Origin of the sequence: Ignicoccus hospitalis KIN4/I (genome assembly GCF_000017945.1) — an archaeon.
Classification (GTDB): domain Archaea; phylum Thermoproteota; class Thermoprotei_A; order Sulfolobales; family Ignicoccaceae; genus Ignicoccus; species Ignicoccus hospitalis.
In genome coordinates, this window is sequence record NC_009776.1 from 373,101 (window position 1) to 398,829 (window position 25,729).

Below are 25,729 nucleotides of genomic sequence, written 5' to 3' on the forward strand. Positions count from 1 at the left end.
GCGCTCGAGGGGCTAGCTTTTGGCCGGGAGGCCGGGTATTACTCCAAAATGCCCTCCGGCAAGGCCGTTTCCACCTTCTCCCGGAGCTCCTCCGCTATGGCGTTAGCCTCCCTCACTATCTTTATGACGCTCTCCACGTCCCCCTCCGCCGCCTTCTGGCGGGCGAGCTCCTTGAGCTCTGAGAGCCGGGAGACCTTCTGGTAGACCTCCTCGCAGTCGCCGACGAGGAACAAGTAAACTACCACCTCCCCCGGGGGCGGCAAGCTTATCCCCAGCTCCTCCTCCGCGTCCCACACGTCCTTCATCTTCTTGTACGTTTTGATGGCACACTTGACGAGTTCCAGTGCCCTTTCGCAGCCCATCTGCTCGGCCAAGTGGACGGAGGTCGGCACTTGGGCGGCGAGTAAGTCGGCGCTAGCTATGTCGAACAGCTTCTCCAGCTCTTCAGAGAGCTTAACGATGCACGTGGCGTTGTTAACTATTGTGTCCAGCCACCTTTCGAACCTCTCGCAGCCGCCCTTTAGGACCTCCACCACGTCCTCTAAGGTAATTATGTTCCTAATTACCTTCCTCAAGTCTGTTATCCTCTTCTGCAGACAAACCAATAACTCCGGCATCTTCTCCCCTAACTGTTTCAGCGCGTAGAACTCATCCACGTTCACGTCTGGAGCCAACATCCCTATGGTGCGCCACAAGGCCTTCTCCAAGGCCTCGCAAACCACCTTACCTTCCTTGATGCACTTGCTCGCCTTCACAAGCTCCTCGACGACCTTGCCGGCCTTGGGGGTCGCCACGGTCTCCAGCTCCCCGTTTTCCAGTACTACCACCACCTCGATGGAGGTGGGCGAGTAGTCCAGCGAGGTAGGGGTGCCCTCGAGGTCTACCGAGCTTACCTCGGAGCCCAACTGGTTCAAGAAGGCGAGTCGCTTCTCCGAGCTTATTGACACTACTATCTCGTCCCCCTTGGGGTTCCACATCAAGTCAGAGACGTTCTTGTACTTCGCTAACACCTTGAACTCGAATGTCTCATCCTTAGTATTTATAGAATAGATGTGACCGCTGGCGTCGGAGGCCAACAAGAAGGGGCCCCAGGAGAGGCCAGTAATTATGGACTGGAAGTCTGCGCTCCAGATCACTTTGCCCTTGTTCAAATCAAAAATTAACAGCCTCCCATCCTTGCTCCCCAAGGCGACGAACTCGCCCTTGCCGGCCACCCTCCAAACGGAGTACCCCACGTTGAATATTTCAATTCCTTTACCCTCTATCTTGGCCAACCAGCCCTCCCCTACGGCGAGCACCTTCTTGTCCTTGGTCTCCACCATGTGCTCCACTTGTGAGGGGACTTCGAAGGAGTACTTCTTCTCCAAGTTCCTGTCCAAAACAATTATTTTATCTTCCGTGCCCAAGTATAAAGTTCCTTGGGAAGACCAGAGGACCGAGTGCACGGGAGGCTCGGGCTTGTCCAGCACTATTTTGCCCTCGTGGGGCTCCACTATTTGAAATCCCTTGCTCCCCAAGGCGGTCGCTATGTACTTCGGCCCCCAGCTGACGTCCTCAGGCGGCGTTAACAAGCGAACTTTCAGCCTCTTAACGCTCATCACTCTCGCGGTGTTACCTTTTAAAACTAGTTAATACGAGTGACGGAACCCCCGCCCTCACACCCGCCGGAGGCCGCTCGGGCGGGCGGTGACGGCGGGGCGGTCGCGGGGGGACACGCTAGAGCTTGTTGACGTGCTTGTCCAAGCCGAGCTCCTTCTCCGAAAGCCCCATCGCGTAGCCCACGAGCTGGTGGAGGTGCCAGACCGGCACCCCCTTCTGGGAGGTGTCCAGCTGGTACTGGCAGAAGGGGCACAAGGTAACTATCACGTCCGCCCCCGCGCTCTCGCTGACAACCTTCCTAGCCAAGTCCGTCGCCACCTTCTTGTCGTAAGTCATTAAGGGGAAGCCGCAGCAAGTGTCCACCCTCCTCGCCACCTCCGCCCCTGTCCTCTTGACCACCTCTTCCATCATTTTGAAAACGTCCTTACCCTGGTAGAAGTTGTAGAACTTCTTCGCGCCGCAGCCGGGGTACAAGGAGACCCTAAGGTTGTACAAGGGCCTCTTCACGTGCTCCTCCTTGAAGTTCTCCAACAGCAAGTCGAGTATGTGGAGCAGCTTCACGTCTATGTTGAACTTCAAGTGTTTGCTTTCTAACAAGTCCTTTACCTCCTCTCTCAAGGGTTCTTCCTTCATCATCCTCCCCTTCCAGAACATCAGCTGGGCCGCGCATATCCCGCAAGCGGTGAAGACGCTGCTGCAACCTTGCTCCTTCGCGAGGCTCAAGTTAGAGGCCACCAGCACGGCGGTCCCCAACGGGGAGGCGTCCTCCACGACCCCGGTGCCGCAGCACACCCAGCCCTCTATCTCCTTGTACTCCACCCCCAACGCCTTCAACACGTTTCTGGTAGCAATTTCCATGTCTTCGCCTATACCCCTAGTGCTACAGCCGGGATAGTGGCAAAGCAAGGCCTTCCCTTCACGCGACGGCAAGTTTAATATTAAATTCCTTTGTTGTTCCGACGGTCTCGTGGATGCGGGAGCTAAGGGAGAGGCTGCTCTCGGGGGCGCCGTTCATGCTCTTCGACTTCCCCGGGAGGGAGGAGGAGGTGGACTTGGTCTATTACGCTCCGGCCGTAACCGCGGCCAGCGTTTACAACTTAAGGACCTTGGCCGGCGGGCTGATCTGCTTCGCCACAACTGAGGAGGTGGGCTCCGCCTTAGGGCTGGAGAAGGCTTGGAAGACTCTGTCCAAGCAAGGCTACTCCAAGCTAGTCAAGAAGCCCAAGTACGGCGACTACCCGGCGTTCTCCGTGTGGGTGAACCACGTGGACGTCAGAACCGGAATAAGCGACGAGGACAGGGCTTTAACGATAAGGAAGCTCGCGGAGGTGGCGGAGCTGGCCTTGAGCGACCCGGAGGAGGCCAAGAGGAGGTTCGAGGAGGAGTTCTACGCCCCCGGCCACGTGCCGGTCCTCTTGGCCTCCAAGCTGGAGGAGAGGAGGGGCCACACGGAGCTGAGCGTGAGGCTGCTGGAGGCCTTAAGGCTGACGCCCGCGGCGGCCTTCGCGGAGATGTTGGACTACGGGAGGTCGATGAGCTTGAGGAGGGCGGAGGAGCTCTCGAGGTCCTTGGGGATACCTCTCATTAAGGGGGAAGAGGTGTTGGCCTTTCTGGGGATGAGGAGTGACTCCAATGTTGAGCGGTGAGAGCCTTTCGCCCCTACTGACCCGCGAGGGGCGCGCTGAGCTCCCTTTCAAGGAGCACCTTAATGTCGTCCTTATGTACCCTCATCAAGTGTAAGTAGAACCCCCTCTTGGTGAAGCTCCCCTTGGCGCATATGGCGCAGTAAACCAAGCCCTTCCTCTCCTCCCTCACCATCTCGGCCACCCTCTTGGCGGCCTCCAGCTCCTCTTGGGAGACCCCTTCCAACAACTCTTCCCTTATCCTCATCCTACTTGCAATTCTTATGGCTATATCCGCTAACCTGTCCAGATCCATCGGCGCACCCGGTGTGGTGTAGGATACGCAAAACTTATTAGGGGCAGATCCCGTTAATACCTCTCGAATTATAGAAGGCCCTCCTCGACGACCCTCCTCCTAAAGGCCTTGTTCGTCTTGGCCAGCTCGTGAATGGCCTCCTCCGCCGGGCCCCAGAACTTGAACTCCAGGAAGACCCCCGTGCGCCCCTTTTCCCTCCTCTTGGTGAGCAGCCTGACCCTCTCCTTCACAGTCTCCGCGCTTATGCCCAAGACCTTAGCGACGTGTTCTTCCCTACCTATGACTGGCTCCTCCTCGTGGCCGTAGGGGGTGGGGACGATGAGGAGGAGGTCCTTGTTCACCCCCGGCACCCTCTTGCCCTCCTTGAGCCCCTTCAAGTCCAGCTCGCCCCCGAAGGCGTAGAACTCCCTCTCCTTAGTGGTCAACTTCCCCAAGGGGAAAGAAACGACCACCTCCTCTTTCTCGTCCAAGGCCAAGTAGACCTTCGGGGTGCTCCGGGGGGTTGCCATAATTATGTATCCGTGGGACTTGGAGAAGCCCAAGGCCGCCTCCACCTTGTACGGCTCCACGGGGAAGAGTATGGCCACGTCCACGTCGCTGTCCTCGTTCACGTCCCCCCTCGCGACGGAGCCGTGGACCACGGGGGAGAAGGGGGCCAACCTCTCCATAACTCTAATCGCCTTCTCCCTCTTCCTCCTCAAGAGCTCCCAGCGGGCCCCGTCGTACTCCAAGGACCGCCCCCCTCAGCTCTTCTATCCTCTTTGTTAGGTACTCCTTTAACTCTTCGGGGTCCGCCCCCCTCTCGAGGCCCTCCACGGCCCTCTTCGAGTGCGTGTAGGGGGCCTCTCTGAAGGCCGGCTCCAGCTCCTCGCCCTCCAAGTACACTCCCTCCCCGGCCTCCACCTCCCCGACCTTGACGAAGGGGAGCTCGCAGCCCCTCTCCGCCACGAACACTACTGAGTCCACGCTGGTCCTCAAGGGGTCTATCCCGTCCTCCTCGAAAGCCTTCAGTAGCTCCGGGTGGACGGCCTCATAGACGCTCTTCCACAACACCACCTTTACTCCGAGCTTCCTCGAGATCTCGAAGGCGTCGAGCGCTATGCCGCCGTTCGTCCAGTCGAAGGCCCCCTTTACGCACTCCACCTCCATTGCCCTTTTAATGTCGTAAACGAAGTCGACGTTTAAGGTTAACTTCACGAGCTCCGGCCTGCCGTGGGTGAGGGCGTAAGCAGTTACTGTGCCCCCGCCCTTGCCTACGGTTGCGTAGAGCTCGTCCCCGGGGGAGGCGTTGAAGCGGGACCAGTCCCTAACCTTCCTCCCCACCGCGAAGGCGCCGCCGGTGACCCTATTGCCTATGACGGCGTCTCCCCCTATCCTCAAGGTGCTCCCGCCAACCAAGGGGGCGCCGGTGAGCTCGCCGGCCACGTATGCCCCCGCGGTTACGTCCAGCAAGTAGGCCACGTCCGTGTCGTCGGCGACGTGCACGTCTATCAAGCTGGCAACCGGCGCCCCGCCCGAGACCATTACGTCCCTGACCGCAGCCCTCACCGCGTGGAAGCCCATGAGCAGGGGGACGGAGCTCAAGCGCGAGTGGAAGCCGTCCACGGCGAGCACTAGGTCCCCCACCCGGGCCGCGTCGCCCCCGCCGGAGAGGGAGGTCAATGCCTCGTGGACCGCCCAGTCCCCCAGCCCCCTGCTCCCGACCCCTCCTTCCCCGGCCCTCACCCCCAAGGGGGAGGGGGCGTAGGGGCCGGAGTTGGAGAGGACTTGGACCGCGTCCTCGTAGAGGCCCTCGGCGAGCTTTAGGGCCCTCTCCAAGCTTAGGCCCTTCCTAACGGTGAGGAAGGGGAGGACCAAGCTGATTATCTGGTCCTTGTTCAAGCCTTTCTCTAATAAGAACTTGATCGCGTCCTCTAGGTCCAACCCGCCACCCTTCGGGCTATCCTCTCGGCCGCGCTTAGGTCCCTTTCCACCACGGTGCCCACCACCACCCCGTCGGCCCCGGCGCGGAGGATCTCGGCCGCCACCTCCTCGTCCTTTATGCCCCCGCCTACTATCAATATCACCTCCTCCCCCAACAGCTTCTTGGCCAGCCTCACCGCCTCGGGGGGCACGCTCCTCTTGACCCCGCTCCCCGCCTCTAGGTAAACTACCTTGAAGCCCAAGTACTTCGCAGCTAGCACGTACATGCTCAAAAGTTCCGGCTTCTCTGGGGGTATTGCCTTTGCCTCCCCCACCCAGCCCGCGGTGCCGCCCTCGCCTACGATTATGTAGGCCGTAGGTATGGCCTCCAAGCCGTACCTATACACCAACAAAGAGCCCTCCAACTGGTAGTCTATCAAGTACTTCCGGTTGGTGCTGTTGAGCAGGCTCATGAAAAGTATGGCGTCCGCCGAAGGGGCGACTTGGCAAGGGCTCCCGGGGAAGACCGTGACGGGCTTGTCGCAGTTCTTCTTCACGAGCGCGACCGTCTTCTCGGTCTCTATCTGGCCCACTCCGGTGCTCCCGCCCACCAAGAAGGTGGCGGCGTACTCGCACAAGGCCTTAACGGCCCTTTCGTAATAGTCCTCCTCGGAGATCACCTTGTCGGGGTCCAGCAGCGGGAGGAGCGCCCTCCCCCTTCTCTTCATCAGCTCGTCGTACGCCCCCATCCTCACTCCTCTTCCTCGCCGCCCTCGGGGACCTTTATCTCACCTGCGTAGAACTTGTCTATGAAGCGGCCGTATATGACGGCCCTATCGATTATGGGGCTCTCCACGGGCTCCTCGTGCACCAGCCCACACTCAGCGCACCTTATTATCGCCTTCATCTCCTTAGTCTTCTTGTTCTGAATTATGTCTATTATTAGGGCGTGGGCCCCGCAGTTGGGACACTGAAACACCGTGGGCAACGTCGGCCTCCTAACTACGATCTTCTTCCTCCTTCTCCTCCTCCCCACCTAGCTCACCCTCGTACGTCGCCAAGAGAAGGTTTAAAGTTGCGCTCCTCTCGTGCGTCAGCAAAGAGATCAACAAGGTATCGAAGTCCTCGTCCTCGAGAACCAAGGTGGTGCTCTTAGTAACCCTCTTCTCCGCGCAGACGTGCTTGCAAGGCTCCAGCTTTCCCAAGTCCAAGTTCCTCAAGAAGGAGGGGCAGGTGCAGAAGTCGTCCGCCACCAAGTAGTCCCCCGACTCCCCCCGGTAGACCGTTACCTCGGGGAGGTCGCGGTTGACCACCTTGATCACCGGTATCCCTACCTTGGTCTTCTCCTTAGGACAGAGGGACTTCAGATTTGAAGCCCTCGGCCTCAAGGGAGCTCCCCCCTCTCGCCGACCACGACCTTGTCGATGAGGTCAGGGCCGAAAAGCCCGGTGACCGCCACCCCCGGCAAGGCCTCCACCTTTTCTATCACGTTAATTGAGCTCTTGCAGTCCATGTCTATAACTAAGTTGCCGTTGTCCGTGACCACCGGGCCGAGCTTCCCCTTCGCCTCCCTCAACTTCCACCCCACGCCCAAGAGCTTCAGCCCCCTCGCCACCGCCGGCAAGGAGCTGGGCACCACCTCCGCCGGGACCGGGACCCCTCGGGAGCACGGGGAGCCCGACACCTTCCCCTCGTCCACGATGTAGATCCTCTTCCTAGAGATGTAAGCGAGGACCTTCTCCCTGAGCATCGCCGCCCCGCCGCCCTTCACGGCGTACAGAGAGCCGTTCATTGTGAAGACCTCGTCCGCCCCGTCGACGCTGAGCTCCACCTCATCCACGCTCATTAAGTCCAAAACCTTAAGCCCGTGCTTCTTGAGCTCCAAGGCCGTGTCGTAGCTGGTCGGGACCGTCAAGCCGGAGAAGCCGAACTCCTTGAGGTACTTTATGAACAGCCTCACGGTAGTCCCGGAGCCTACGCCCAACACCTCCGGGGCCTCCGAGGCGACCAGCTCCGCCGCCCTCCTGGCGACCGCCTCCTTCCCGCTCAAGCTCCCGCCTAAATTACTCCCCCTCCCCCGCTTTTCCGGCGAGCGGGCTTGACGAGCTGGTACTTGAGGTGCGAGAACTGCGGGCAGATGTGGCTCTTCTTGGGGAGCTACGACTTGGAGAGCGTGGGGAACGGGAGGATCTACCACTACTGTAGGGTCTGCAGGAGGAACACCTTCCACACAGTAGTGAAGAAGATAGAGGTCTAGCACCTCTTAGACTTGACCAAGTGTATCGCTTTAACCAGCGCTTTTAGCTCGTCCACCACCTCTTTGGAGTAGTGCTCCGCGCTCCTGCCGGCCTCCAGCGCCTTCCCGTAGTACTTCACGAACTGATAGACGACGAAGAGCAAGTACAAGTAAGCTACGACCCCGAGGGCTAGGAAGAAGCCCTCTCGGAAGGCGAGCGCTAGGAGCAAGAGCGTTACCAGAACGGCTAAGGACTTCAAAACACCACCTCCGTGGTCGCCTCCCCCGGACCCACGTCGCGTACCCTCACCAAGTACCCTTTTTTAATAACTCCGTAGGAAGGGGAGTAGAAGGCCTCGGTCACTTCGTAGGCCCCGGGGACCTTGATCCTAGCGTTGGGGAGCTCGAGGTAATCCCCCTCTTGTTCGGGCCTCGAGGGCAAGACCAAGCTCATGCTCCCCTTGAAGTCTACCACGTCCTTAATTACTACTCTGTCCTTCTTAACGTAGACCTCCCTCCTCCACCCGGGGAACACCTCGACCTTCATGTAGCCGTAGAACTTGCAAGTACAGTTGCAAGAAGCGTCGAAGGTGTCGGGAAAGGTGCAACAGCCCCTCAGAACGTCGTGGAAGTAGCTGGACCTCATTAAGTCTTTAACCTCCTTCATTCCGGTGTAGGTGAAGGTGCCGGGGTCCAAGACCACCCAGCCCTTCCTCCAAACGGTGAAGCTCCCCTTGTCGTCGTGGTGGTGCCCGGGAGGGGCGCCCTTGGAGGTGGGAGCGCAAGCCAAGGTGACCAGCAGCTCCCCGTCGTTGTAGGAGTGGAGCCAAGGCTTGTCGGAGGTCCGGAGGGCCCTCTCTTCCGGGTAAGTTCCCCCCAAAGAGCTCAAGGCCCTCGCCGCTTCCTCCTTTGCGGGCCCCTCGAGCTTGGGGAAGGACTTCAAGAGGCCAAGCTTCCTCGCGAGGGCGAGGGCAGTTATGGTCGAGGTGTAGTCGAACTCCAAGCTTTCCAAGACCAGCGCCCTGTCGCTGCCGTTGTCCCCTATCAAGGGGAAGGAGGAGTCCGGCAAGGTCACGCTCGCGAGCAGCTCCGAGGCCTCCGAGAGGGGGCCCTTGACCTCAGGCCAGACCCTCTCGAAGTAGCTCTCGTCCAGTTCCTTAGCTGCGTAAAGGGTCGCCAGCGCCCCTTCGAGGACCAGCAAGTGGTAGGCGGTGGAGCCCTCGTAGTCCCAGCCGTCCAGCTGCTTCCTAAGCTCGTAGACCAAGCTCTCCCTCACCTCCCAAGCGGCCCTCGCGAGGGGCCTCCAAGCCCTCCCCAAGGCTAAGGAGGAGACCGTGAGGCCGTAGAGGTCGCACATGGTGTGGTTGCTGGTATACACCCCCACCTCCACGTTCACCAATATGTAGAGGAGCGCGGCGAGCAGCTGCTCCACTATTTCAACGGAGTACTGGTTGTTCCCGAAGGAGTAGGTCAAGTTCAGCGCCCTCAAGCCCGCCTCCATTGCGTTCGCCCAGCCGGGGCCGGAGTAGGGCTTGACCAGCCGGAAGAACTCCCTCGGCGGGGAGACCCCTAAGACCGCCCCCCTGGCGAAGTGATAGGCCCTAGTGAAGAACCAAGGGTACTTGACGTCCGCCCCCTTAGTGGGGGCCACGGGGACGGTTAGGTAATGAACCTTGGGGGAGAAGGAGAAGCAAGAGCGGACGTCGAAGAGCTCCGCCCACCGCTCGTAACAAGGGTACCCGAGGTCGGGGGAGCAAGAGCAGCCCTTGACCCACTTGCCGGCGGCCCTCCAAGCGCCCTCCGAGAGGAGCCTCGCCTCCCCCTCTCGGCCGCCCGCGGGCTTCAACAGCTTGAAGTTCAGCCTCCGGGATAGGAGGGGAGCGACCTCGCGGACGTCCGGGAGGGCCGCCCGCTCCCACTCGCTGGGCTTCTTTAAGAGCAACAAGAGGTAGTTCGGCAGCTCAGAGAGCCTCACCCTCCCCAGCGCCCCCGCGGGCAAGCGCAAGCTTCCGACCCTTAGGCCCCCGGGGTCCGGGGGATTTGAGGGCGATGAGGAGGAGCTCCGCGGAACGGAGCGGTGAGGAGGCCGACCTCGCCCGAGCCCCACAAGCTTTTTGGAAGGGCCTCCGCCAGCCCCCCGGTCGAGGAAGATGAACGTTACAGTGATGACCATGGTAGTTATAATGACGCTCATACTAATCAGCGGGATAGCGTTCTTCCTCTCCCCGAAGAGGGTCCTCCAAGCCGCCGGCGCCGGCACATTAGCTGGGGGCGTGGGCGGGCTGATCTCGTGGGGGGTGTGCTTGTTGTTAGATCCCCCCAGCGCGCCCTACTGCGCGATAGCCGGAGGGGCGGCGAGCGCGGTCACCTCGGAAATAACTTTCAGCTTGACCACCTCCTCCGGGCCCGGCGGGCTGGTCATCTCTTGGGGAGGCTGAGGAGGGCCAAGTACCTATCCACCACCTTTTTGAAGTTATCGAAGCCCTCCCCTAAGGCCTTAACCAAAGCGCTCCCCACCACTACCCCGTCCGCCCCCGCTCCCACCGCTTGGGGGACCTCCTCTTCCTTCAAGCCGAAGCCCACTACCACGTACTTGTTGGTCAAAGACTTCACCCTCCTCAGCAAGTTCGGTATCCCTACGGGCAGGGGGATCCCGGTGGCCGGCCTGACGCCTAGGTAAACCACCGGGTCGCTCAGCTCCGCGGCCTTCCTTATCACGTGGTCGGGGGTGGTGGGGGAGACGAAGAACACCGCGCTCTTGCCGCGCTCCTTCGCCTTACTCGCGATCTCCTCCAAGCGGTCCGCGAAGTCTATGACGGCGTCCGCGAAGAGCACTCCCCCTCCGCACGCCTTATCCAAGAACTCTTCGTAGTTCTCCTTAACGTCGTCATAATATGTCATCACAATTATTCTTTCTTCCGGGAAGGCGCGACAAGCCTTGCGCAGCTCCCCCTCGAAGTTGTGTAAGCCCAAGCCCTTGGAGGAGACCGCCTTGTAGCTCCTCCTTATTGTGGGCCCGTCGTACTTGGCGAACTTCGGGGGTATGCCTATCTCCACGAGCTCCGCCTTATCCTTCAAGTACTCCAAGGCCTTGAGGAAGGTCCGTTCGTCGGGGTAGTTCAAGGTTAGGTAGGCCACCAGCCAAGGCCTCTTGGAGGGGTCCACCTTCAACAACTCCCCTTCGCCTAGGGCGACCCGAGGAGTCGGACTATCGGCGTTTCCTCACCCCCTCGGCTCCTGCCGGAGTCCTCACTTCCGGAAACGAAAAAACGCTCAAGGCTTTATGTAGACTATTATTTCTTCCCCGGTGGCCGGGTCCCTCCTCCGCACGTAACCGCTGTAGGGGCCGGTCCGGGACCACTCCACCAGCTCTGTGAACCTCTTCAAGGGAGGGTACTGAGGGACCATGGTTATTTTGCTCTCGTCGAAAACGTCTATCTTCCTAATGATATATACCATGGACTGCCCCCTCGTAGAGCTCTTCCCCTTCCCCGGTTAATGCCCTTGCTGAGCGTCCAAAAGCGATTTAGCTGTTAGTTGAAAACTCGCTCGGGAACGAGCTCGTGTTGGCGGCCTCCCGGAGCTTCTGGACGTAGAGCTCTTATCCCGGTACACGGAGGAAGAGAGAATAAAAATGTTTAAGGAATTGAGGGATAAGTACTTGGAGTACTTGTCAAACACCACTTTCAGCGGCGTGAGGAACGACGTGGTCCGGTCCTTCGAGTGGAACTTGTTGGCCCTCGCATACAGCTTGAGGAACTCTGAAAAGTCGGAGGCCAAGGAGATCGTAAAGCAGTACCCCCAGAAGTACTACGACTTGCTCGAGATATACCACAAGCTGAAAGCGATAGATAGGTTGAGCGAAAGGGAGATAATTGAGAAAATAAAGAGGAAGGAATCGAAAATATACGGGATAGTGGTAGAGTACTATCCGTACTTGAACCACTTGCTGACCGACGACGGGCTGTGGAGCGACCCGGAGACGGATACCTTGATCTTAACTACGATACGGGGGAAGCTCGACCACATCTTGGCGAAGTACGCCATCCAAGAAGGTTGGGACTTGTTGATCTTCGAGCTCGTGAGGGCCTTGAGGGCCCGAAGCCGAGGGAGCTGAAAGAGAGGGTCGACCTAACTTCCAAGAGTTTCGCTGAGATCTCGAGGAAGCTCGAAGTACTGAAAAATACAAATGAGGAGTTCGTGAGGTCTTTGCAAGAGCTGAATGAGGCGGTGGTGGAGCTGGAGGAGAGGTGGAGGGCTAGGAGGTTGGGCGCAGGGTACTCGAGGGCCTTACTTAGGGCCTGAGAAAAGCTTAATTTTCTAGTGAGACGTTCGAATTTGAGGGAATGTCTTGGCCTCGTGGCCCTTCGGGAAAAAGAAGAAGGAGCTCGCCTTGGAAGCCCTCAGCCCCTACGGCGCTGAGGGGCCCGAAGGGCGGTACGAGGACTTGTTCGAGAGGTTAAGGAGGGCCGAGGAGGGTTGAAGCTCGAGCTGTTGTGGACATTCGATCAGCCTAGCAATGGTATTAAAGACATGGCCTTCTCGCCCAACGGCAACTTGGGAATAGCCTCCAAAGACCGCTGCGCCTACATCCTCGATCCCAACGGGAACTTGTTGGGGAAGGAGTGCGGAGGAGGCATTATGGCTGGGGCCGGCTACTCCAACAGAGTGTTCGGCTTCGTTAATACCGATGACTACGTCTACCTCTTCTACGAGGACGGGACCTTCTGGAAGAAGATAGAGGTTGGAGACAGTCACGATTTAGCAATTGCCCTCTTCGATAACGGCTTCGTGGCTTGTGATGACTATTGCGCCAAGTACGACTTCAACGGGAACAAGCTATGGGACACTGAGGTTGACGGTGTTGCAGACGTTGTAGTTCACAAGGGCTACGTTTACGCGGCTAACTGGTGGAGCAACAAGCTCCAAATACTGGACTTGAATACTGGCAGAACAATCAATGAGATAAGCTATGATTACTATTCTGACGACTACTGTTCCGACAGCGTCAACGCTTGTGGAAATTACCTAGCAGTAATCGCCGGGGAGCTTTACGTTTACGACATTTCGGATCCGACAAGTCCGAAGCTTCTGTGGAAGAGCAATGGACTGGACGTTCATGGGAAGCACACCCCGGCCTTCTCTCCGGACTGCAAGTACATAGCAGTTGCAGACAACTATTGGGACGACGAACCGGATGGAAATAACATGCTCAAGATATTCGACATAAACGGAAATTTAGTCTACTCTAAGGAGATGTACGGAATTTGGAACGTAGCTTGGTGGAAGGACAGGTTGGCGGTTGGGTACGTGCTCTACGATGGACTAATCTATGACGGTGAGGTCGAGATGTACAAAATAATTGGTTACGAACCTCCCCCCGAACCTTCGAGCGCCTCGGAGCCCCTTCCGAACCTCACCGAGGCCATACCCTGCGGGAGCTCGAGCTCAAGCCCCTCTGGGCCTTCGAGGAGGCAGAAGGAAGGGTGAGGAAAGCAATCGCCTCCCCCGGGGGCTCGATAGGCTTCGCGTCCGGCAGCTGCGGCTACGTAGTGGACGAGAGTGGGGTCTTCCAAGGCGTGGATTGCGGAAACGAGATGATGGACGTTAGCCAAGCGAACGGGCTCTTCGCCTTCTTGGACGGGGAGGGAAGGTCTACCTCCTCTACGACGACAGCGTGTGGAAGAGGTTGGATGTCGGGGAGGAGTACTCCAAGGCCTTGGCCCTCTTGAATGAAGGCTTGATCTCTTGCGGCGAGCTGTGCGGGAAGTTCGACTTAGACGGGAACGGCTTGTGGAGCTTTGAACTGGGCGGGGAGGCGGCCGGGGTGGTCGTAAACAAGGACTTCGCCTTCGTCTTGGATAAGGAGAACAAGAGGCTCTTGGTAGTTGACTTGGACTCCGGGAGGGCAGTTAGGGAGAGGAAGTACCTCCGAGAGCCCTTAGCAATAGCCTCGTGCGGCAAGTACTTGGCAGTGGCGACTTCAAACAAACTCTTCTTGTACGACGTGGGCGACAGGAGGAGGCAGAGGGCCCTCTCGCAAGCGAGGCTCGAGCTGGGAACGCCCTCGCTCGCGTTCTCCCCGGACTGCAAGCGGCTCGCGGTCTTGGGCGGGGGGAGACTTCGCCTCTTGGACTTGAACGGCGAAGTCTTGTGCGAGGCCCCCTTGCCCCGGGCCTCCTCGGTCGCTTGGTGGAGGGACGAACTGATAATAGGGTTCGAGGACGGGAGGTTGGCCGCTTACGAGCTCGAGGGCTACAAGCCGACGGTGAAGGTAGTGAAGGAGAGGTCCGTCGATCTCCCGGTCTTGAAATTCTTCCCAATGGAGGTCAAAGGGAAGGTCTTTGAGGCCGAACTGAAGCTGGTGCCGGAGCCCCTCTCCGGGAGGTGGAGCTGCTCCAAGGTGGGCGAGGGGACCAAGCGGTCATTTACAAGTGCTGGAGGGACGAGGAAACCATAGCCTTGAGGGTTGCGAAGGGCTTCGTGGAGGTCCTCGTGGGGGAGGCGCCAACCGTAACGCCCTCGCAGTTCTCGAGCTTCTTAAAGGAGGTGTCGAGGCAAGCGCTCCTCAAGCACCCTTACTTGCTGGAGGTGAAGGGCTACTCTGAGGAGTACCCCTTGGTGGCCTACGAGTTCGCGGACGGGGGGAGCCTGGAGTACCAGCTCGCCCGGGGGTGGGAGCCATTGCCGGAGGAGGCCTTGGCGGTTGGAATAAGGGTCGGGGAGGCGCTGGAGTACCTCCACTCCCGCGGCTTCGTGCACGGGGACGTAAAGCCCTCAAACGTGTTCGCCTTCACGAAGGGAATAGTTAAGCTTGGGGACTTGCAGAGCTTGAAGAAGGCGATGGCGAGGACCACGGGGAAGCTCTACTTCACCCCGGGCTTCGCCGCCCCGGAGCAGTACTTCTTGGACTTGAGGGAGCCGGGGGAGGAGGAGAAGGTAGACTCCTACCAGCTAGCCAACTTGGTGCTTTACTTGCTCAAGAGGGAGAGCGTGGACGGGGAAGAGCTGGCCTCGGGGAACGCGGACTTGGAGGAGGCCTTGGGAGGGCTAGGGGAGCTGGGGGAGGTATTGAAGAGGGGGCTCAAGGTTAGGCCCTCCGAGAGGGCGAGCGTAGGGGAGCTGGTGGAGGAGTTCAAGGCCCTCTTGGAGAAGCTCGGGGGAGGCGAGGGGTGAAAGGCTTCTACGCTCAGCGCGCCACAGTAAGGTCGGCGGCCCTCAACGGGCTTAACGGCCGAAGCGCCTTGGAAGTCCTAGCCTCACCTCTTAGCCAGCGCCTCCACCACCTTGCCCAGCATGTCAGCCACCAACTTCATCTGGGAGTTCAGCCCCGCCATCCCCGCCTTCAGTTCGTCCATCGACTGCTCTATGTCGTCCATCCTCTTGCTGAGCTCTTCTTTCAGTTCATCTATCCTTTTGTTCAACCTCCCTTCCATGAGCTTCATCTCTTCCCACAACTGGTCGATCTTCCTATTGGTCTCATCGATCCTATTGTTCAACTCGTTCCTGACGTCCTCGATCTTCCTATTGAGCTCCTCCTTAACCTCGTCGATCCTTTTGTTAGTTTCGTCTATCCTACTGTTCAACCTCTTCTCTACCTCATCTATTCTCTTGTCCAGCCTCTTCTCAACTTCCCTCAACTCCACTCTGTTGAGCTCTATTTGTTTGGACAGTACCTCGTAGCTCACCTTGGTTTGGTTCAGGACCATGAAGAGCAGGATGAAGTTCGCTTCGGAATCCGTAATTGGCTTGCCCGCCCTGAGCTTGTCGAGTATTTCTGCGAACTTCTGGGAAGCGTACTGGAAGGCCAAGTCCAGCAGTTGATCGGGAAGGGACACGGCCCTTACCCTCCTAGCTTTGTCCGCAATTGTTATAAATAAGTTCAATTCTCTCCGGTCTGTCACAGTCGGCACTTGCATTCAAATAGTAACCCCATCGGGACGGCGGAGTTCTTCAGCTTTCCGCCCTCTCCTGAGACTCCACTTGCTGAAACTAGCTTTAAAGGGGAAAGAGATAACAATAACCTTTCTATCCTCTTTTGAGACTCCACTGAACACGAGAAATGCTTAATCGACAATTCGCTTAAGATCATCTTTCTATCCTCTTTTGAGACTCCACCGAGCCCTTCCATATAAAGCCCCAAGGTCTTTCCCTTAAAAGAATTGCGTTCTGCTGTGAATTTACAATTCCTCTGATTTTTCCCTTTATTTGAGAAATTTTTCCTCTGCCCTTCCCTCCACGATCTTCAGCGTTCCCATGAAAAGATATAAGGGGTTTGAGAGAGTGAATAGTAATGGTGCGCTTTCGAATATAGGATGTTCCCATGTGGGCAAAGATGAAAAGGAAATGAGTAAATACAAAGGTTTGGTGATTTGTAATACTTAGGTATCAAAGAAAAAGCAACCCAAGGAAGCCTCGGCCCGAAGGGGCGCTCCGGAAGGGTGGCCAAGGCTAACGAAAGGGAAAGTGTGGACGGGGCAATCGCGATCAAAACCTCAACAGCCCACAGCGCTCTCCAGCTCGGAAGGAACGACGAGGGGTGGAGCCGCCGGCGGGATTTGAACCCGCGACCACCGGCTCTCCGGCCGGTACTCCCAGAGGTACCGGATACAAGGCCGGCGCTCTGCCAGCTGAGCTACGGCGGCCCTGAGAGGCGACAAAAGGGGGTTTATGAGCCGCCCTCCGCGAACTCCCGGGCCGCCCTCAAGAGCTCCTCGTACGCCTTTTCGCCGTAGGCGTAGAGCCACACTTCCATGCCCTCGCAGCTCTCCTTTATTGCCTTCAACATCTCCTTAGCGGCCGTCCCCACGCTCAGCCCTCCCACCCCGGCGCCCATCATTGGGAATGCCACCTTCTTCAGGCCCAGCTCCTTCGCGACCTTCAGGGCGGCCTTGGTAGCTAAGTAAGCGTTCTCCGGGGGCACCCTCATCGCGGGCCTCTCCATAGTCGGGGCGTGGATGACGTACTTCACCTTGAGCTTGCCCGCCGAGGTGGCGATCGCCTCCCCCACCGGCACCGGGGCCTTCTCGACGGCTTCCCTCTCTATCTCTTCTCCGCCCTTCCTCTTTATCGCGCCCGCCACTCCCCCTCCCATGATCATCAAGCTGTTGGCCGCGTTAACTATCGCGTTCCCCTCGAACTCCGTTATGTCCCCTTCGGTCAACACCACCTCGCAAGAGCCCACCTTGAGCCTCAACGCAAGTCCCCGGGGGCTTAAGGGGCCGGAGGTTTTTGGAGGGGGAGCGCGGCTTGATAGAGAGGCTCTCGGCTATCGCCTTGCTGCTCCTCACCGCCCACGCGCTGTGGGTCCACGCGTCCGCGGGGGAGGTGGAGCCCTTAGAGGTGGTCGCGCTGGAGGCCTTGTGGGCGCCCGTACTCCTCCGGGCCCCGTGCGACAAGAGGGCGCTGTTGGTGGTGTTCGCTGGCTTCAGCGGCTACTTCTTGCCGAGGCTGATCCCTTACGACGCGTTCTTGAAGCTCGCGATAACAGACGTGATCTTCAATAACTACGTCCTAAGGCCTTTGGGCGTCGAAATGAAGGTTACTAACGGGGAAATTGTGATATTCTACGACCAGAGGCCCTACGCCGTGTACGCGGTGGGGTGCTCCTCCCTCCGCTCCGGCGCCTTCTTGGCGCTCATGCCCCTAGCGGCCAGGGGGAGCTTGGGGAGGAGGCTCTTGGCCGCGGCTCTGGGCTACTTACTGAGCTACCCCTTCAACGCCCTGAGGGTGGCGGCCATAGTGGTGGCCGGCGAGGCCTTGGGGGCTGACCCCTTCTTGGCCCACTTGTTAGTGAGCCCCTTGGCCTCCGTGCTAATAGCTACCCTAATCATGGTGGTTCAAGAGCTCGTCTTACCGGGCTACTTGGAGGAGGTCTCGGAGGGGGTGGAGTGCTTGCTCAAGCTGGCCAAGCCTTGGTGGCGGAGTAGGAGTACCTAATTCCGAGCCCGACCACTATGCCTATCAAGTTCGAGATCAAGTAGTGCACCCCCGCGTAGGTCAAGCCTAGGAGGAAGGCGAGCTGCGCCGCTGCGCCCAAGACGCTGGCCGCCTCGTAGTGGAGGAACCTCTTCACGACGGATCCCTTCCTCCTGTCCTTGAACGTCACCCTCTCGTGCAACAAGAAGTTGTAAACCACGGAGGCCTCGAAGCCCGCGAGGCCCGCAGCGGCCAAGCCTAAGGCGCCCAGGGACTTGGCGCCCAAGAGCTCGTAGACCGCGTAGAGCGCGCCCTCGTTCACCACTATCCCGCTCGCGCCCACGGCGGCGAACGTTAGCATCCTATTGAGCTCGCCGGTCTCCTTCGCCAGCTTCATCAAGTGTATCAAGTATTCGAGCATAACCCTCCCCCCGAGCTTGGACTCGCCTGCCAACCTCTTGCCGAAGACGTAGGGGACCTCGCAGACCTTCTCGAAGCTCCCCTTCGCGAGCAGCTCTAGGAGTATCTTGTACCCGAGGGGGTTGAGGGGGAGCTTGGCCCTCTCCACAACTTCCCTCTTGAGCGCGAAGAACCCACTCATGGGGTCGGTGGTGTACTTAGTGGCCGGCACTAACAGCTTCGCCAAGATGGTAGCGCCCTTACTTATGACCTTCCTAACGAAGTTCCACTCCTCTATCCTGCCCTCCTTCGAGTACCTAGAGGCTATCACTAAGTCGCAGTCCTCCTTCAGCCTCTTCACGAGCTCGGGCACCACCTCCGGGGGGTGCTGTAGGTCCGCGTCCATGACTACGAAGTACTTCCCCTCCGCCACCTCGAAGCCCTTCATTACCGCGCTCGCCAGCCCCCTCTCGTCCTTCCTAACGACAACCTTTACCTTTCCGTGCTCCAGCTTCAAGTTCCTAGCGACCTCGGCCGTGCCGTCCGGAGAGTTGTCGTCAACCACGACGAGCTCATAGCTTATCCCGGCCTTACCCATGGCCTTGTCCAACCTCTTCGCCAATACTGGCAAGTTCTCCCTCTCGTTGTACGTCGGCACAATTACCGAGACGTCCACCAACCCCGGTCATCCGAGCACCGAGAAGAGGCCGTGCCTTAAGTTCCTGTACAGCGACAAGGCCCACACGACCACGGCCGTAACGCTCTCGTAGGCCAAGTTAGAGTCGTAGAACACCGGCCACCCCCCGTCGCTCAGCTGGGCCTCCAACAGAGTTAGGACGGACTTCTCCACGGCCTCCCTAACTATCGGGTTCTTGAGGCCCGCGGCCGCCAGGAGGCCCAGAACCCCCCAGCCGGTGGCCCAAGGGCTCTCGCCTATCTTGTCGTCCTTGAAGTGCGCTAACAAGAAGCTGACGGCGTTCTGAACTTCTATCCCCCTGTAGCCGTAGAGGCTCAAGAATAGGGCCACCCTGGCGGTACAGTCCAAGCAGTTGTTGTCCCAAGAGCCGTTCAAGCTTTGCCTCTTCTCAAACCACCTCCTCATCCTTACGTAGTAGTGCATGGGGGACCTAAATATCTCGTCCACGTACTTCCTCCCCGCGTAGAACATGGAATATAACACTTCCGCCGAGGCCCACTCGCTCAGCCCACCTCCGGGGTTGGCCTCCCAGCCCCCACAAGGCATCTCCCCCATGGCCAGCGCGTGAACGGCCGAGGCCACGGACTTCTCGTAGTACTTCAACGTCTCGTCGTCCGAGCCGACCAAGAAGCCCAACAGCGCCCTGGCGGTGCCGTAGAAGGAGCCCGGCTCGGTGGGGGAGGTCCACTGCAAGAAGCCGTCCTTCCTCTGCCTCTCTATTATGAACTTCACCGCTTGCCTTATGCTCACGTCGTCCGAGCTCAGCCCGGCCTCCCTCAAGGCCACTATTACCAACCCGGTCAAGCCGGTCTGGGAGGAGTCGCAAGCCCCCCAGCCGCCGCACTCCAGCTGTCTGGTCTTAAGCCACGTCACGCCCCGCTGTATGGCGCCTTCCAACTCATCGATGGTGAGAGCCAACTCGCTCAGCCGAGCGCTTCTAAAGCGGGGCGGTTTATCACTTAAAACAGAGTGAGACGCTTTGAGAGTAACCGATGTCTTGAAGGAATACGACCTATCTAAGCTCACCGTAGCCACCGTCGCAAGCCACTCGGCCTTGCAGATAGTCCACGGCGCCAAGAAGGAGGGCTTGAGGACGCTTTTGATAGTTAAGAAGGATAGGTACGAGTTCTACTCCAGCTTCTCACACTTGGTTGATTCCTTCATAATAGTTGAGAGCTGGAAGGAGGTGTTGAACGAGGACGTGGTAAACGAGTTGTTGGCGTCCAACGCAGTGTTGGTGCCCCACGGGAGCTTCGTGGAGTACGTCGGGGCCCAAGGCCTCTTGGACTACCCGGTGCCGATCTTCGGCTCGAGGAAAATACTCCTCTGGGAGTCGGACCAGAAGAAGAAGATGGAGCTGTTGAGGAGGGCCGGGATAAAGGTGCCGAGGGAGTACCGAAGCCCCGACGAGGTCGACGGGCTGGTCATAGTCAAGCTCGGAGGGGCCAAGGGAGGCAAGGGCTACTTCTTGGCCAAGACGCCGGAGGAAGTTAGGAGGGGCTTGGAGGCCTTGGGCAACCCCAGCAACTACATAATTCAAGAGTACGTGATAGGGGTGCCGGCTTACTACCACTTCTTCTACTCCCCCATTTATAACAGGCTGGAGATAACCGGGATGGACATAAGGTACGAGAGCAACGTCGACGGGCTGCGCAGGCTCCCGCCGGAGCTGGCCTCCGGCATAAGGCCGTCCTTCACCGTAGTGGGCAACATACCCGTGGTTCTGAGGGAGAGCTTGCTAATTGACGTGTACAAGTACGGGAAGAGTTTCGTGAGGACGACCGAGGAGCTCTTGGGGGAGGAGCTGGTGGGCCCCTTCTGCCTCGAATCGATAATAACTGAGGAGGGCGAGGTGGTGGTGTTCGAGTTCTCCGGGAGGATAGTGGCCGGCACGAACTTGTACGTGAACGGCAGCCCCTACTCCTACTTGTACTGGGACGAGCCCATGAGCGCCGGGAGGAGGGTGGCGCGGGAGATAAGGAAGGCGAGGGACTCCGGGAGGCTGGAGGAAGTGTTGAGATGAGGTGTTTTCGGGGTGCCCGAGGGGCTCCGATGAGGAAGCGGTTACCCCACCGAGGCCTTTTGGGGGAGGCCCGGGGCTCGGGGGTAGGAAGGGAGCCTTGGACTGCCTCGCTTGCGTCGCCTTGTCGGCCTTGCCGGCCGTGGAGGTTCGCGGCTCCGTCCCTTGCTTGGCGCTCGCCGGCTGCGGGGCCCACTACGCGGCCTTGAGCTACTTGCTCAGCTCCTCCACCGGGGCCCTCGTTTATCTATTGTTGGAGAAGCTGTTCCCGTTGGTGGAGGAGTTCTTGAAGGGGAGGTGGGAGCTCGGGGCCAAACTATTGGAGAAGGTCGTGGAGAGGACCAAAAAGAAGGCGAGCAAGAAGGTAGAGGAGATGGGTACGTTGGGGTTGGCCGCGTTCGTAGCGCTCCCCGTGCCGGGGACCGGGGTGTGGACCGGGGCCCTCGCGGGCTACCTCTTGGGGCTGAAAAGGAGGGACGTGGTGCTGGCGCTCTTCGCGGGAAACGCGGTAACTACCGCGATAATGAGCTTGAGCTACTTGCTTCAGTCGCCGTAAATGGACTCCAGTATTTTACCCGCTATCCTGACCACGTCTATGGTGGTTATTACAGCGTACGGCTCCTCGTTTTCGTTCAAGACCACCAGCTCCTCCTCCTTGTACTTGTTGAACAGCTTTATGGCGTCGATGACGTCTGCGTCGTAGCTGACGAAGGAGGGCTCGGTGTTGACATAATCTTCAATGACGTCGTGACAGTTGTTCTCAGACGCCGCGGAGACGAGCTCCCTCCTACAGAATATCCCCACGAACTCCCCGTCCACGGTCTTCACCATTACACAAGGCACCTCTGACTCCTCCATGAGCCTCGCCGCCTCGTAGACCTTAGTGGCCGGCGTGACCCAAGGGGCCTCCCGGGCGACCTCAGCTACCTTCAAGACGCGTTCCCGCGGGGCGGCTCGCCGGTCCCCTTTTTGAAGGGGAGAGACTAAAGGGAAGGGCTCAGACCCTCCCTAGGGAGGGGCTTGCCCAAAGTAAAGTTCAAGGTAGCCCGGTACGACCCCGCCACTAAGGCATCTTGGTGGCAAGAGTACGAGGTGGAGGTGGACAAGTACACCTCCGTAGCGGTCGCCTTGCAAAGGGTTAGGGAGGAGAAGGACCCCACCCTAGCTTACAGGCCGCTGTGCAAGATGGGCGTCTGCGGGAACTGCGCGGTCAAGATAAACGGGAGGCCCGCGCTGGCTTGCTTGACCAACGCCCTGGAGGCCGCAGAAGAGGGGAACGGGACTATAGTGGTCGAGCCCTTGGACAACATGCCGGTCGTGAGGGACCTAATAGTAGACAGGTCGGACTTCGAGAGGAGGATGTTCTCCGTCAAGCCCTACCTAGTTCCTAAGGAGGAGGTCCTCAAGTCCGACAAGTGGTACCCCATGCTCCCGGCGGTGCAGATGGACTTGTGGAGCTCCGCCCAGTGCGTCTGGTGCGGGGTGTGCTACAGCGTCTGCCCGGTAGCCAAGGTCAACGAGGAGTTCGCCGGGCCCCACGCGCTGGTCAAGGTGTACCGCTTCGCCTACGACCCCAGGGACGCCCTCGGGAGGGAGAGGGTGTACCTCAACGAGAAGAGCTTGTGGATGTGTGTGGCGTGCAAGAACTGCGGGACTTCGTGTCCAAAGAACTTGAAGCACGGGCTTAGGTTCAAACGCATGAGGAACGACGACGTCAAGTCGCCGAGGAGCGAGTACGCGGAGAAAGCGGTAAAGCACGTGATCGCTACCATAGCGAGCATAGCGAAGTACGGGAGGGCGGACGAGGTGGAGATCTTCACCTCCACCGGCCTGACCGAGGCGGTCGCGGACGCCTTGCCGAGGCTGGCCAGAGGGGGATGGAAGAGGAGGCCCTACAAGCCCAAGCCCGGGGAGGCGGACCGCCGGGCAGTGGAGGCCTTCCGCGCGGCCGTGAGTGGGCTTTTAAAGGCGCGGGTCTAGGTAAGACCCGCAAACTCCCCTTATATCTCTTTCATCGGCCTACCCCTCCGACGGGCGGAAGATGAAGTTCGTAGCTCGCGTTTACCCCGAGAGGAACGAAGTGGTCGTAGTGAAGGAGAACGGGGAAGTTAGGTCCGTGAACTTGGACCTCTGGAGGAAGTACTTGAACAAGTGTCACACCAACGGGGCAGTGTACCTCTGCAATAAGGCCGCTATGGTCAGCAAGGGCAACTTGTTCGTGGGGGTGGTTACGGACTCCCAGCCCCTCCCGGAGGACGTGGCGGAGCTGGAGCCGGTCATGAAGGAGTTGGGCATTCCGGAGTTCTTGTTGGAGGACTTGGTCTCAATGATGTACTTGAGGGACGCTATGTTCGATCTGTCTTGCGTAGGCTGCGAATCCGTGACAACAGTTCCGGCAGCCTACGTGGCTCCGCAACGAACAAGTGAGTTAAGTGCTTAGTGTCGGTCGAGCCGAACCCCTTTACGGCGGGCCTTAGGACCTTCGCTACTACGGAGTACAGCTCCTCCTCGGTCAGCCCGGGGAACAAGAAGGCTATCAAGGGCTTGCCCTTCATAGTTAGGTAGTCCACGTGCCACCTCGGTTTGGAGAAGCCCTTGGTCAAGTGCCTCCTTACCCTCGCGAACAAGCCTCCCGGGCCCCAGGCGGAGCCCACGTAAGCGTAAAGCCCCGGCCCCAGGCCCCACCTCTCCAGCCCCTCCTCGAGCTCCACTACCAACAAGTAAGCCCCCTTCGAAACCTCCACGGGCCCCTCTGGGCAGAGACTAATTTACCCATAAATACACAACCTTCCGTTGAGGGATGCTTAATTGGTGAATTTGGTCATAACGAATTCTTACGAGTACAGCGGGGATTGGATAAGGGGGTTCGCGCCGCTCTCCTTCACGACCCCCTACTTCTTCGACGAGACCACTAGATATTATGTGTTTGCGAAGGACTTTCCCAAGGTCGGCAGGGGGAGGTTGCCCCACCCGTTGGTGGGCGGGATTAAGGAGAGCGTGGCTAAGGAACTTCACTTAGAGTTTAAGGATTTCGTGGTTTACCCGGGCATCCCCGTCCGGGAGGCGGTAATTTCCACCGGAAAGGTATACAAGATCTGCACCGACTGCCCCCCGTGGGGGAACATAATATCCTTCATGTTAAAGGATGCTAAAAGAATAACGGTATTTCCGAAGCAAGGGTCGGTGAGCGCCTTGGCCGTGGCCCCGCTCCCCCAAGGGGGGATAGAGGTCATACTGAAGGTCTCCGCCAAGTCAGTGTTCTACTTGCTTTACCACGACGGCATAGAGGGGGAGGCCTTCATGGTCTCGTGGGAGGGCTTCGGGCTGACGGGGAGGATGGAGGTCCAAGCGTTAGGCTAGAGCTTTATCTTCGTCCCCTCCAAGAGCTCCATCAAGTGCTCCACCCTTTCCGTCTTAGGGATCGGTATGACCACCGGGGAGCGCGAGAGGAGCCAAGCTATTACTATTGCCGCCGGGGGCGCGCCCAGCTCCTCCGCCTTCCTCCTCACCCAGTCCAGCTCCAGCGCCCTCCCCCTGTCCAAAGGGGTGTGGGCTTGCAACGCTATGCCCTTCTCCTCCAACGTGGGGAAGAGCTCCTCCGTGGCGGTGAAGGTGGGGCTGTACTTGTTCTGGACCGCAACTATTTCGTGCTTCTTGGTCGCGTGGAGGGCCACCTCCAGCTGTTCCTTCGTAACGTTGGAGACGCCTATCATCCTCGTGAGCCCCTTGTCAACCATCTTCTCCAGCTCCCTCACCTCGGTGGCTATGTCCTCCGGCCAGTGGACCAAGGTTAGGTCGGGCACCTTCCCGAGCCTCTCCACTTGCCTCCTGAGGGCCCTCTCGCAGTCGTGCCTCACGTTCCACGGGTAGAGCTTGGTGGTCACGAATATTTCCTTGCTACCGTAAATTTCCATAGCTTCCCTCACGAGGGGCTCGGTCCTATACATCTCCGCCGTGTCCACCAAGTTTATTCCCATTTCGAATGCCTTAACCAAGGTTTCTACGAAGGACTTGGGGTCCCTAACCGCCCAAGACCCCAGACCTATGTCCGAGACCGCCTCGCCCCCTATCCTGCGCAACTCTGCCGCCTCTCTCACTTGTACGGCTTGACCTTAAACACTTGAGAGGGCCTATGGACACTCACGCCGGCGAACTGGGAACCCCTCAAGGGCAAGCTCTTTACGTAAACGACCCAGTCGTAGCCCTCCAGTTTTACCGGCCTCTTCACTACGGAGGCTATCCTCCTTATCGCTTCTTCCCTATCCAGCTCCTCCCACTGGTCCCCGCGGAGCTCGAAAAGCGGGCCCTCCAAAGTCACCCGGAAAGTTTCCCCCTCCGGGATCTTCTGAGCCGCCTTGCTCACTGCCTTAACCACGTCCTCTATGTCGGCGGGCACGGAGAAGTCGTAGGGGACGGCCTTCAGCAGGACGGTGTAGCGGGGGTCCACCAGCTCCTTCAGCCTCTCCACGGCCTCGAAGGGGTCTCCCTTGTACTTTATTATTAAGTAGCTGGGCTGCTTCCTCACTACGTAGAAGTCCTTCCCCCAGTAGCTCCTCAGCTCGGCCTCCGCCTTGTGCTCCCGGCCCCTCCAGCACGCCACGGTGACGTTGAACTCGCTCAAGCCCGAGATACCCCGGGAGCCCGCACAAAGGGTCCCTTTAGTAGGGGCCCGCCGGGTACCGGAGTTGTTGGAGCTGTTGTGCGCGCTCCTCTCTTCCTTGGCCTTCGCGTTCTCTTACCTAGCTTGGAGCTCTTCCGGGAGCTGCGAAGCCCTCCTCCGGGGGATAAGGGCCGTTTACAAGAAGTTGGAAGATCTGGAGGAGAAGGAGAAGTGTTTGAAGGCCAACGCGGTCTTGAGCTTGGTGGAGGCCGCCAGGCTCTTGGCAGAAGACGCGAGGAGGCTCTACGAGAAGACCGGCGACGCGGAGTTCTTGAACGTCGCCACCAAGTGGGAGGAGTTCGTGAGGACCAACGAGGCGGCGGTCAAGAAGGCCTTGGGTTACGCCTCAAAATAGCATTA

Annotated in this window: 37 protein-coding genes and 1 tRNA gene; 16 read left to right on the forward strand and 22 right to left on the reverse strand. The window is 58.9% G+C overall.

Features of this window, described 5'->3' with window-relative positions; genetic code table 11:
- Nucleotides 1-38 precede the first annotated feature (38 nt).
- The gene (locus IGNI_RS02170) at nucleotides 39-1,601 is read right to left on the reverse strand and encodes a WD40 repeat domain-containing protein (RefSeq protein ID WP_011998454.1); all 1,563 of its coding nucleotides are present in this window, start codon (nucleotides 1,599-1,601) and stop codon (nucleotides 39-41) included.
- A 115-nt stretch (nucleotides 1,602-1,716) separates the two neighbouring features.
- Nucleotides 1,717-2,505 (reverse strand): heterodisulfide reductase-related iron-sulfur binding cluster, encoded by a 789-nt coding sequence (locus IGNI_RS02175; RefSeq protein WP_011998455.1) that lies wholly within the window; start codon nucleotides 2,503-2,505, stop codon nucleotides 1,717-1,719.
- Between the two features lie 65 nt (nucleotides 2,506-2,570).
- Here IGNI_RS02175 and IGNI_RS02180 point away from each other — a divergent pair, with 65 nt between their 5' ends.
- Nucleotides 2,571-3,245, forward strand: a complete 675-nt coding sequence (locus IGNI_RS02180) for a 3,4-dihydroxy-2-butanone-4-phosphate synthase (protein WP_011998456.1) — start codon at nucleotides 2,571-2,573, stop codon at nucleotides 3,243-3,245.
- A gap of 13 nt (nucleotides 3,246-3,258) precedes the next feature.
- Here the strand turns inward: IGNI_RS02180 and IGNI_RS02185 are convergent, their stop codons facing one another.
- From IGNI_RS02185 to rpiA, 7 genes are all read right to left on the reverse strand, one after another.
- The gene (locus tag IGNI_RS02185) at nucleotides 3,259-3,537 is read right to left on the reverse strand and encodes a C2H2-type zinc finger protein (RefSeq protein ID WP_011998457.1); all 279 of its coding nucleotides are present in this window, start codon (nucleotides 3,535-3,537) and stop codon (nucleotides 3,259-3,261) included.
- 68 nt (nucleotides 3,538-3,605) lie between these two features.
- Nucleotides 3,606-4,268 (reverse strand): nucleotidyltransferase domain-containing protein, encoded by a 663-nt coding sequence (locus IGNI_RS02190; protein ID WP_011998458.1) that lies wholly within the window; start codon nucleotides 4,266-4,268, stop codon nucleotides 3,606-3,608.
- On the reverse strand, nucleotides 4,210-5,460 hold the full coding sequence (locus tag IGNI_RS02195; RefSeq protein ID WP_011998459.1) for an AIR synthase related protein: 1,251 nt from the start codon (nucleotides 5,458-5,460) through the stop codon (nucleotides 4,210-4,212). Before IGNI_RS02195 ends, IGNI_RS02190 begins: the two co-directional genes overlap by 59 nt.
- Nucleotides 5,451-6,188 carry a phosphoglycerol geranylgeranyltransferase gene (locus IGNI_RS02200; RefSeq protein ID WP_011998460.1) on the reverse strand — a complete coding sequence of 246 codons (738 nt, stop codon included), beginning with the start codon at nucleotides 6,186-6,188 and terminating at the stop codon, nucleotides 5,451-5,453. The genes IGNI_RS02195 and IGNI_RS02200 overlap by 10 nt, the downstream gene beginning before the upstream one ends.
- Before the next feature lie 2 nt (nucleotides 6,189-6,190).
- Complete coding sequence (locus tag IGNI_RS02205) at nucleotides 6,191-6,475, reverse strand: HVO_0476 family zinc finger protein (protein WP_052569925.1); 285 nt, start codon at nucleotides 6,473-6,475, stop codon at nucleotides 6,191-6,193.
- Nucleotides 6,438-6,827: a zinc finger SWIM domain-containing protein gene (locus IGNI_RS02210; protein WP_011998462.1), complete on the reverse strand. Its 390-nt coding sequence runs from the start codon at nucleotides 6,825-6,827 to the stop codon at nucleotides 6,438-6,440. The genes IGNI_RS02205 and IGNI_RS02210 overlap by 38 nt, the downstream gene beginning before the upstream one ends.
- The gene (rpiA, locus tag IGNI_RS02215; protein WP_011998463.1) at nucleotides 6,824-7,489 is read right to left on the reverse strand and encodes a ribose 5-phosphate isomerase A; all 666 of its coding nucleotides are present in this window, start codon (nucleotides 7,487-7,489) and stop codon (nucleotides 6,824-6,826) included. Before rpiA ends, IGNI_RS02210 begins: the two co-directional genes overlap by 4 nt.
- A 48-nt stretch (nucleotides 7,490-7,537) precedes the next feature.
- On the opposite strand from rpiA, the gene IGNI_RS07725 reads away from it, so the two are divergent.
- The gene (locus IGNI_RS07725) at nucleotides 7,538-7,696 is read left to right on the forward strand and encodes a hypothetical protein (RefSeq protein ID WP_187145985.1); all 159 of its coding nucleotides are present in this window, start codon (nucleotides 7,538-7,540) and stop codon (nucleotides 7,694-7,696) included.
- Here IGNI_RS07725 and IGNI_RS02220 read toward each other — a convergent pair.
- Nucleotides 7,693-7,935 carry a hypothetical protein gene (locus tag IGNI_RS02220; protein ID WP_011998464.1) on the reverse strand — a complete coding sequence of 81 codons (243 nt, stop codon included), beginning with the start codon at nucleotides 7,933-7,935 and terminating at the stop codon, nucleotides 7,693-7,695. The genes IGNI_RS07725 and IGNI_RS02220 overlap by 4 nt on opposite strands.
- Nucleotides 7,932-9,680 carry a heparinase II/III domain-containing protein gene (locus IGNI_RS02225; RefSeq protein ID WP_052569927.1) on the reverse strand — a complete coding sequence of 583 codons (1,749 nt, stop codon included), beginning with the start codon at nucleotides 9,678-9,680 and terminating at the stop codon, nucleotides 7,932-7,934. Before IGNI_RS02225 ends, IGNI_RS02220 begins: the two co-directional genes overlap by 4 nt.
- A 145-nt stretch (nucleotides 9,681-9,825) precedes the next feature.
- On the opposite strand from IGNI_RS02225, the gene IGNI_RS02230 reads away from it, so the two are divergent.
- Entirely contained in the window at nucleotides 9,826-10,113 is a 288-nt protein-coding gene (locus tag IGNI_RS02230; protein ID WP_052569929.1) for a hypothetical protein, read from the forward strand.
- On the opposite strand, the gene IGNI_RS02235 is transcribed toward IGNI_RS02230, so the two are convergent.
- Both IGNI_RS02235 and IGNI_RS02240 read right to left on the reverse strand, forming a co-directional pair.
- A complete protein-coding gene (locus IGNI_RS02235; RefSeq protein WP_238374110.1) occupies nucleotides 10,094-10,840 on the reverse strand; it encodes a tryptophan synthase subunit alpha in 747 nt (248 codons plus the stop codon). The two genes, IGNI_RS02230 and IGNI_RS02235, sit on opposite strands and share 20 nt — an antisense overlap.
- Before the next feature lie 108 nt (nucleotides 10,841-10,948).
- On the reverse strand, nucleotides 10,949-11,134 hold the full coding sequence (locus IGNI_RS02240) for a hypothetical protein (RefSeq protein WP_011998467.1): 186 nt from the start codon (nucleotides 11,132-11,134) through the stop codon (nucleotides 10,949-10,951).
- A 175-nt stretch (nucleotides 11,135-11,309) separates the two neighbouring features.
- Between IGNI_RS02240 and IGNI_RS02245 the strand changes: the two genes are divergently transcribed.
- The 6 genes from IGNI_RS02245 (at nucleotide 11,310) to IGNI_RS02260 (ending at nucleotide 14,851) form a co-directional block, all read left to right on the forward strand.
- Entirely contained in the window at nucleotides 11,310-11,792 is a 483-nt protein-coding gene (locus tag IGNI_RS02245; RefSeq protein WP_011998468.1) for a hypothetical protein, read from the forward strand.
- 234 nt (nucleotides 11,793-12,026) lie between these two features.
- On the forward strand, nucleotides 12,027-12,158 hold the full coding sequence (locus tag IGNI_RS07925; RefSeq protein WP_274377265.1) for a hypothetical protein: 132 nt from the start codon (nucleotides 12,027-12,029) through the stop codon (nucleotides 12,156-12,158).
- Nucleotides 12,155-13,165 carry an LVIVD repeat-containing protein gene (locus IGNI_RS02250; RefSeq protein WP_011998469.1) on the forward strand — a complete coding sequence of 337 codons (1,011 nt, stop codon included), beginning with the start codon at nucleotides 12,155-12,157 and terminating at the stop codon, nucleotides 13,163-13,165. Before IGNI_RS07925 ends, IGNI_RS02250 begins: the two co-directional genes overlap by 4 nt.
- Nucleotides 13,162-13,407 (forward strand): hypothetical protein, encoded by a 246-nt coding sequence (locus tag IGNI_RS07640; RefSeq protein WP_148202212.1) that lies wholly within the window; start codon nucleotides 13,162-13,164, stop codon nucleotides 13,405-13,407. The genes IGNI_RS02250 and IGNI_RS07640 overlap by 4 nt, the downstream gene beginning before the upstream one ends.
- Nucleotides 13,353-14,135 carry a YncE family protein gene (locus IGNI_RS02255; RefSeq protein WP_011998470.1) on the forward strand — a complete coding sequence of 261 codons (783 nt, stop codon included), beginning with the start codon at nucleotides 13,353-13,355 and terminating at the stop codon, nucleotides 14,133-14,135. Before IGNI_RS07640 ends, IGNI_RS02255 begins: the two co-directional genes overlap by 55 nt.
- Nucleotides 14,063-14,851: a protein kinase domain-containing protein gene (locus tag IGNI_RS02260; protein WP_083756872.1), complete on the forward strand. Its 789-nt coding sequence runs from the start codon at nucleotides 14,063-14,065 to the stop codon at nucleotides 14,849-14,851. Before IGNI_RS02255 ends, IGNI_RS02260 begins: the two co-directional genes overlap by 73 nt.
- Nucleotides 14,852-14,934: 83 nt before the next feature.
- Here IGNI_RS02260 and IGNI_RS02265 read toward each other — a convergent pair whose 3' ends face one another.
- The 3 genes from IGNI_RS02265 to IGNI_RS02275 all read right to left on the reverse strand — a co-directional run bounded on the left by IGNI_RS02265 (nucleotide 14,935) and on the right by IGNI_RS02275 (nucleotide 16,871).
- A complete protein-coding gene (locus IGNI_RS02265) occupies nucleotides 14,935-15,594 on the reverse strand; it encodes a hypothetical protein (protein ID WP_011998472.1) in 660 nt (219 codons plus the stop codon).
- 621 nt (nucleotides 15,595-16,215) lie between these two features.
- A tRNA-Thr gene (locus IGNI_RS02270) sits at nucleotides 16,216-16,320 on the reverse strand.
- Between the two features lie 23 nt (nucleotides 16,321-16,343).
- Nucleotides 16,344-16,871 (reverse strand): macro domain-containing protein, encoded by a 528-nt coding sequence (locus IGNI_RS02275; RefSeq protein WP_011998473.1) that lies wholly within the window; start codon nucleotides 16,869-16,871, stop codon nucleotides 16,344-16,346.
- A gap of 53 nt (nucleotides 16,872-16,924) precedes the next feature.
- On the opposite strand from IGNI_RS02275, the gene IGNI_RS02280 reads away from it, so the two are divergent.
- Nucleotides 16,925-17,614, forward strand: a complete 690-nt coding sequence (locus IGNI_RS02280) for an archaeosortase/exosortase family protein (RefSeq protein ID WP_148202213.1) — start codon at nucleotides 16,925-16,927, stop codon at nucleotides 17,612-17,614.
- Here the strand turns inward: IGNI_RS02280 and IGNI_RS02285 are convergent.
- Both IGNI_RS02285 and IGNI_RS02290 read right to left on the reverse strand, forming a co-directional pair.
- The gene (locus IGNI_RS02285; RefSeq protein ID WP_238374111.1) at nucleotides 17,574-18,668 is read right to left on the reverse strand and encodes a glycosyltransferase; all 1,095 of its coding nucleotides are present in this window, start codon (nucleotides 18,666-18,668) and stop codon (nucleotides 17,574-17,576) included. The genes IGNI_RS02280 and IGNI_RS02285 overlap by 41 nt on opposite strands.
- 9 nt (nucleotides 18,669-18,677) lie before the next feature.
- On the reverse strand, nucleotides 18,678-19,562 hold the full coding sequence (locus IGNI_RS02290) for a prenyltransferase/squalene oxidase repeat-containing protein (protein ID WP_187145986.1): 885 nt from the start codon (nucleotides 19,560-19,562) through the stop codon (nucleotides 18,678-18,680).
- A 106-nt stretch (nucleotides 19,563-19,668) separates the two neighbouring features.
- Here IGNI_RS02290 and IGNI_RS02295 point away from each other — a divergent pair, with 106 nt between their 5' ends.
- Together IGNI_RS02295 and IGNI_RS02300 are read left to right on the forward strand one after the other, a co-directional pair.
- Nucleotides 19,669-20,712, forward strand: coding sequence for a formate--phosphoribosylaminoimidazolecarboxamide ligase (locus IGNI_RS02295; RefSeq protein ID WP_011998477.1), 1,044 nt, complete (start codon nucleotides 19,669-19,671; stop codon nucleotides 20,710-20,712).
- 97 nt (nucleotides 20,713-20,809) lie between these two features.
- Nucleotides 20,810-21,265, forward strand: coding sequence for a COG2426 family protein (locus IGNI_RS02300; protein ID WP_011998478.1), 456 nt, complete (start codon nucleotides 20,810-20,812; stop codon nucleotides 21,263-21,265).
- On the opposite strand, the gene IGNI_RS02305 is transcribed toward IGNI_RS02300, so the two are convergent.
- Nucleotides 21,253-21,642: a CBS domain-containing protein gene (locus IGNI_RS02305; protein ID WP_011998479.1), complete on the reverse strand. Its 390-nt coding sequence runs from the start codon at nucleotides 21,640-21,642 to the stop codon at nucleotides 21,253-21,255. The two genes, IGNI_RS02300 and IGNI_RS02305, sit on opposite strands and share 13 nt — an antisense overlap.
- Nucleotides 21,643-21,729: 87 nt before the next feature.
- Between IGNI_RS02305 and IGNI_RS02310 the strand changes: the two genes are divergently transcribed.
- Nucleotides 21,730-22,689, forward strand: a complete 960-nt coding sequence (locus IGNI_RS02310) for a succinate dehydrogenase/fumarate reductase iron-sulfur subunit (protein WP_011998480.1) — start codon at nucleotides 21,730-21,732, stop codon at nucleotides 22,687-22,689.
- A 61-nt stretch (nucleotides 22,690-22,750) separates the two neighbouring features.
- Entirely contained in the window at nucleotides 22,751-23,149 is a 399-nt protein-coding gene (locus tag IGNI_RS02315) for a hypothetical protein (RefSeq protein ID WP_052569944.1), read from the forward strand.
- Here the strand turns inward: IGNI_RS02315 and IGNI_RS07515 are convergent.
- Nucleotides 23,055-23,453 (reverse strand): GIY-YIG nuclease family protein, encoded by a 399-nt coding sequence (locus tag IGNI_RS07515; protein WP_011998481.1) that lies wholly within the window; start codon nucleotides 23,451-23,453, stop codon nucleotides 23,055-23,057. The two genes, IGNI_RS02315 and IGNI_RS07515, sit on opposite strands and share 95 nt — an antisense overlap.
- 64 nt (nucleotides 23,454-23,517) lie before the next feature.
- Between IGNI_RS07515 and IGNI_RS02320 the strand changes: the two genes are divergently transcribed.
- Nucleotides 23,518-24,069: a hypothetical protein gene (locus tag IGNI_RS02320; protein WP_011998482.1), complete on the forward strand. Its 552-nt coding sequence runs from the start codon at nucleotides 23,518-23,520 to the stop codon at nucleotides 24,067-24,069.
- Here IGNI_RS02320 and IGNI_RS02325 read toward each other — a convergent pair.
- The gene (locus IGNI_RS02325; RefSeq protein WP_187145987.1) at nucleotides 24,066-24,788 is read right to left on the reverse strand and encodes an aldo/keto reductase; all 723 of its coding nucleotides are present in this window, start codon (nucleotides 24,786-24,788) and stop codon (nucleotides 24,066-24,068) included. The two genes, IGNI_RS02320 and IGNI_RS02325, sit on opposite strands and share 4 nt — an antisense overlap.
- A gap of 14 nt (nucleotides 24,789-24,802) precedes the next feature.
- Nucleotides 24,803-25,330 (reverse strand): THUMP domain-containing protein, encoded by a 528-nt coding sequence (locus tag IGNI_RS02330; protein ID WP_052569946.1) that lies wholly within the window; start codon nucleotides 25,328-25,330, stop codon nucleotides 24,803-24,805.
- A 64-nt stretch (nucleotides 25,331-25,394) separates the two neighbouring features.
- Here IGNI_RS02330 and IGNI_RS02335 point away from each other — a divergent pair, with 64 nt between their 5' ends.
- Nucleotides 25,395-25,724, forward strand: a complete 330-nt coding sequence (locus IGNI_RS02335; protein ID WP_011998485.1) for a hypothetical protein — start codon at nucleotides 25,395-25,397, stop codon at nucleotides 25,722-25,724.
- The last annotated feature ends 5 nt before the right edge of the window (nucleotides 25,725-25,729 follow it).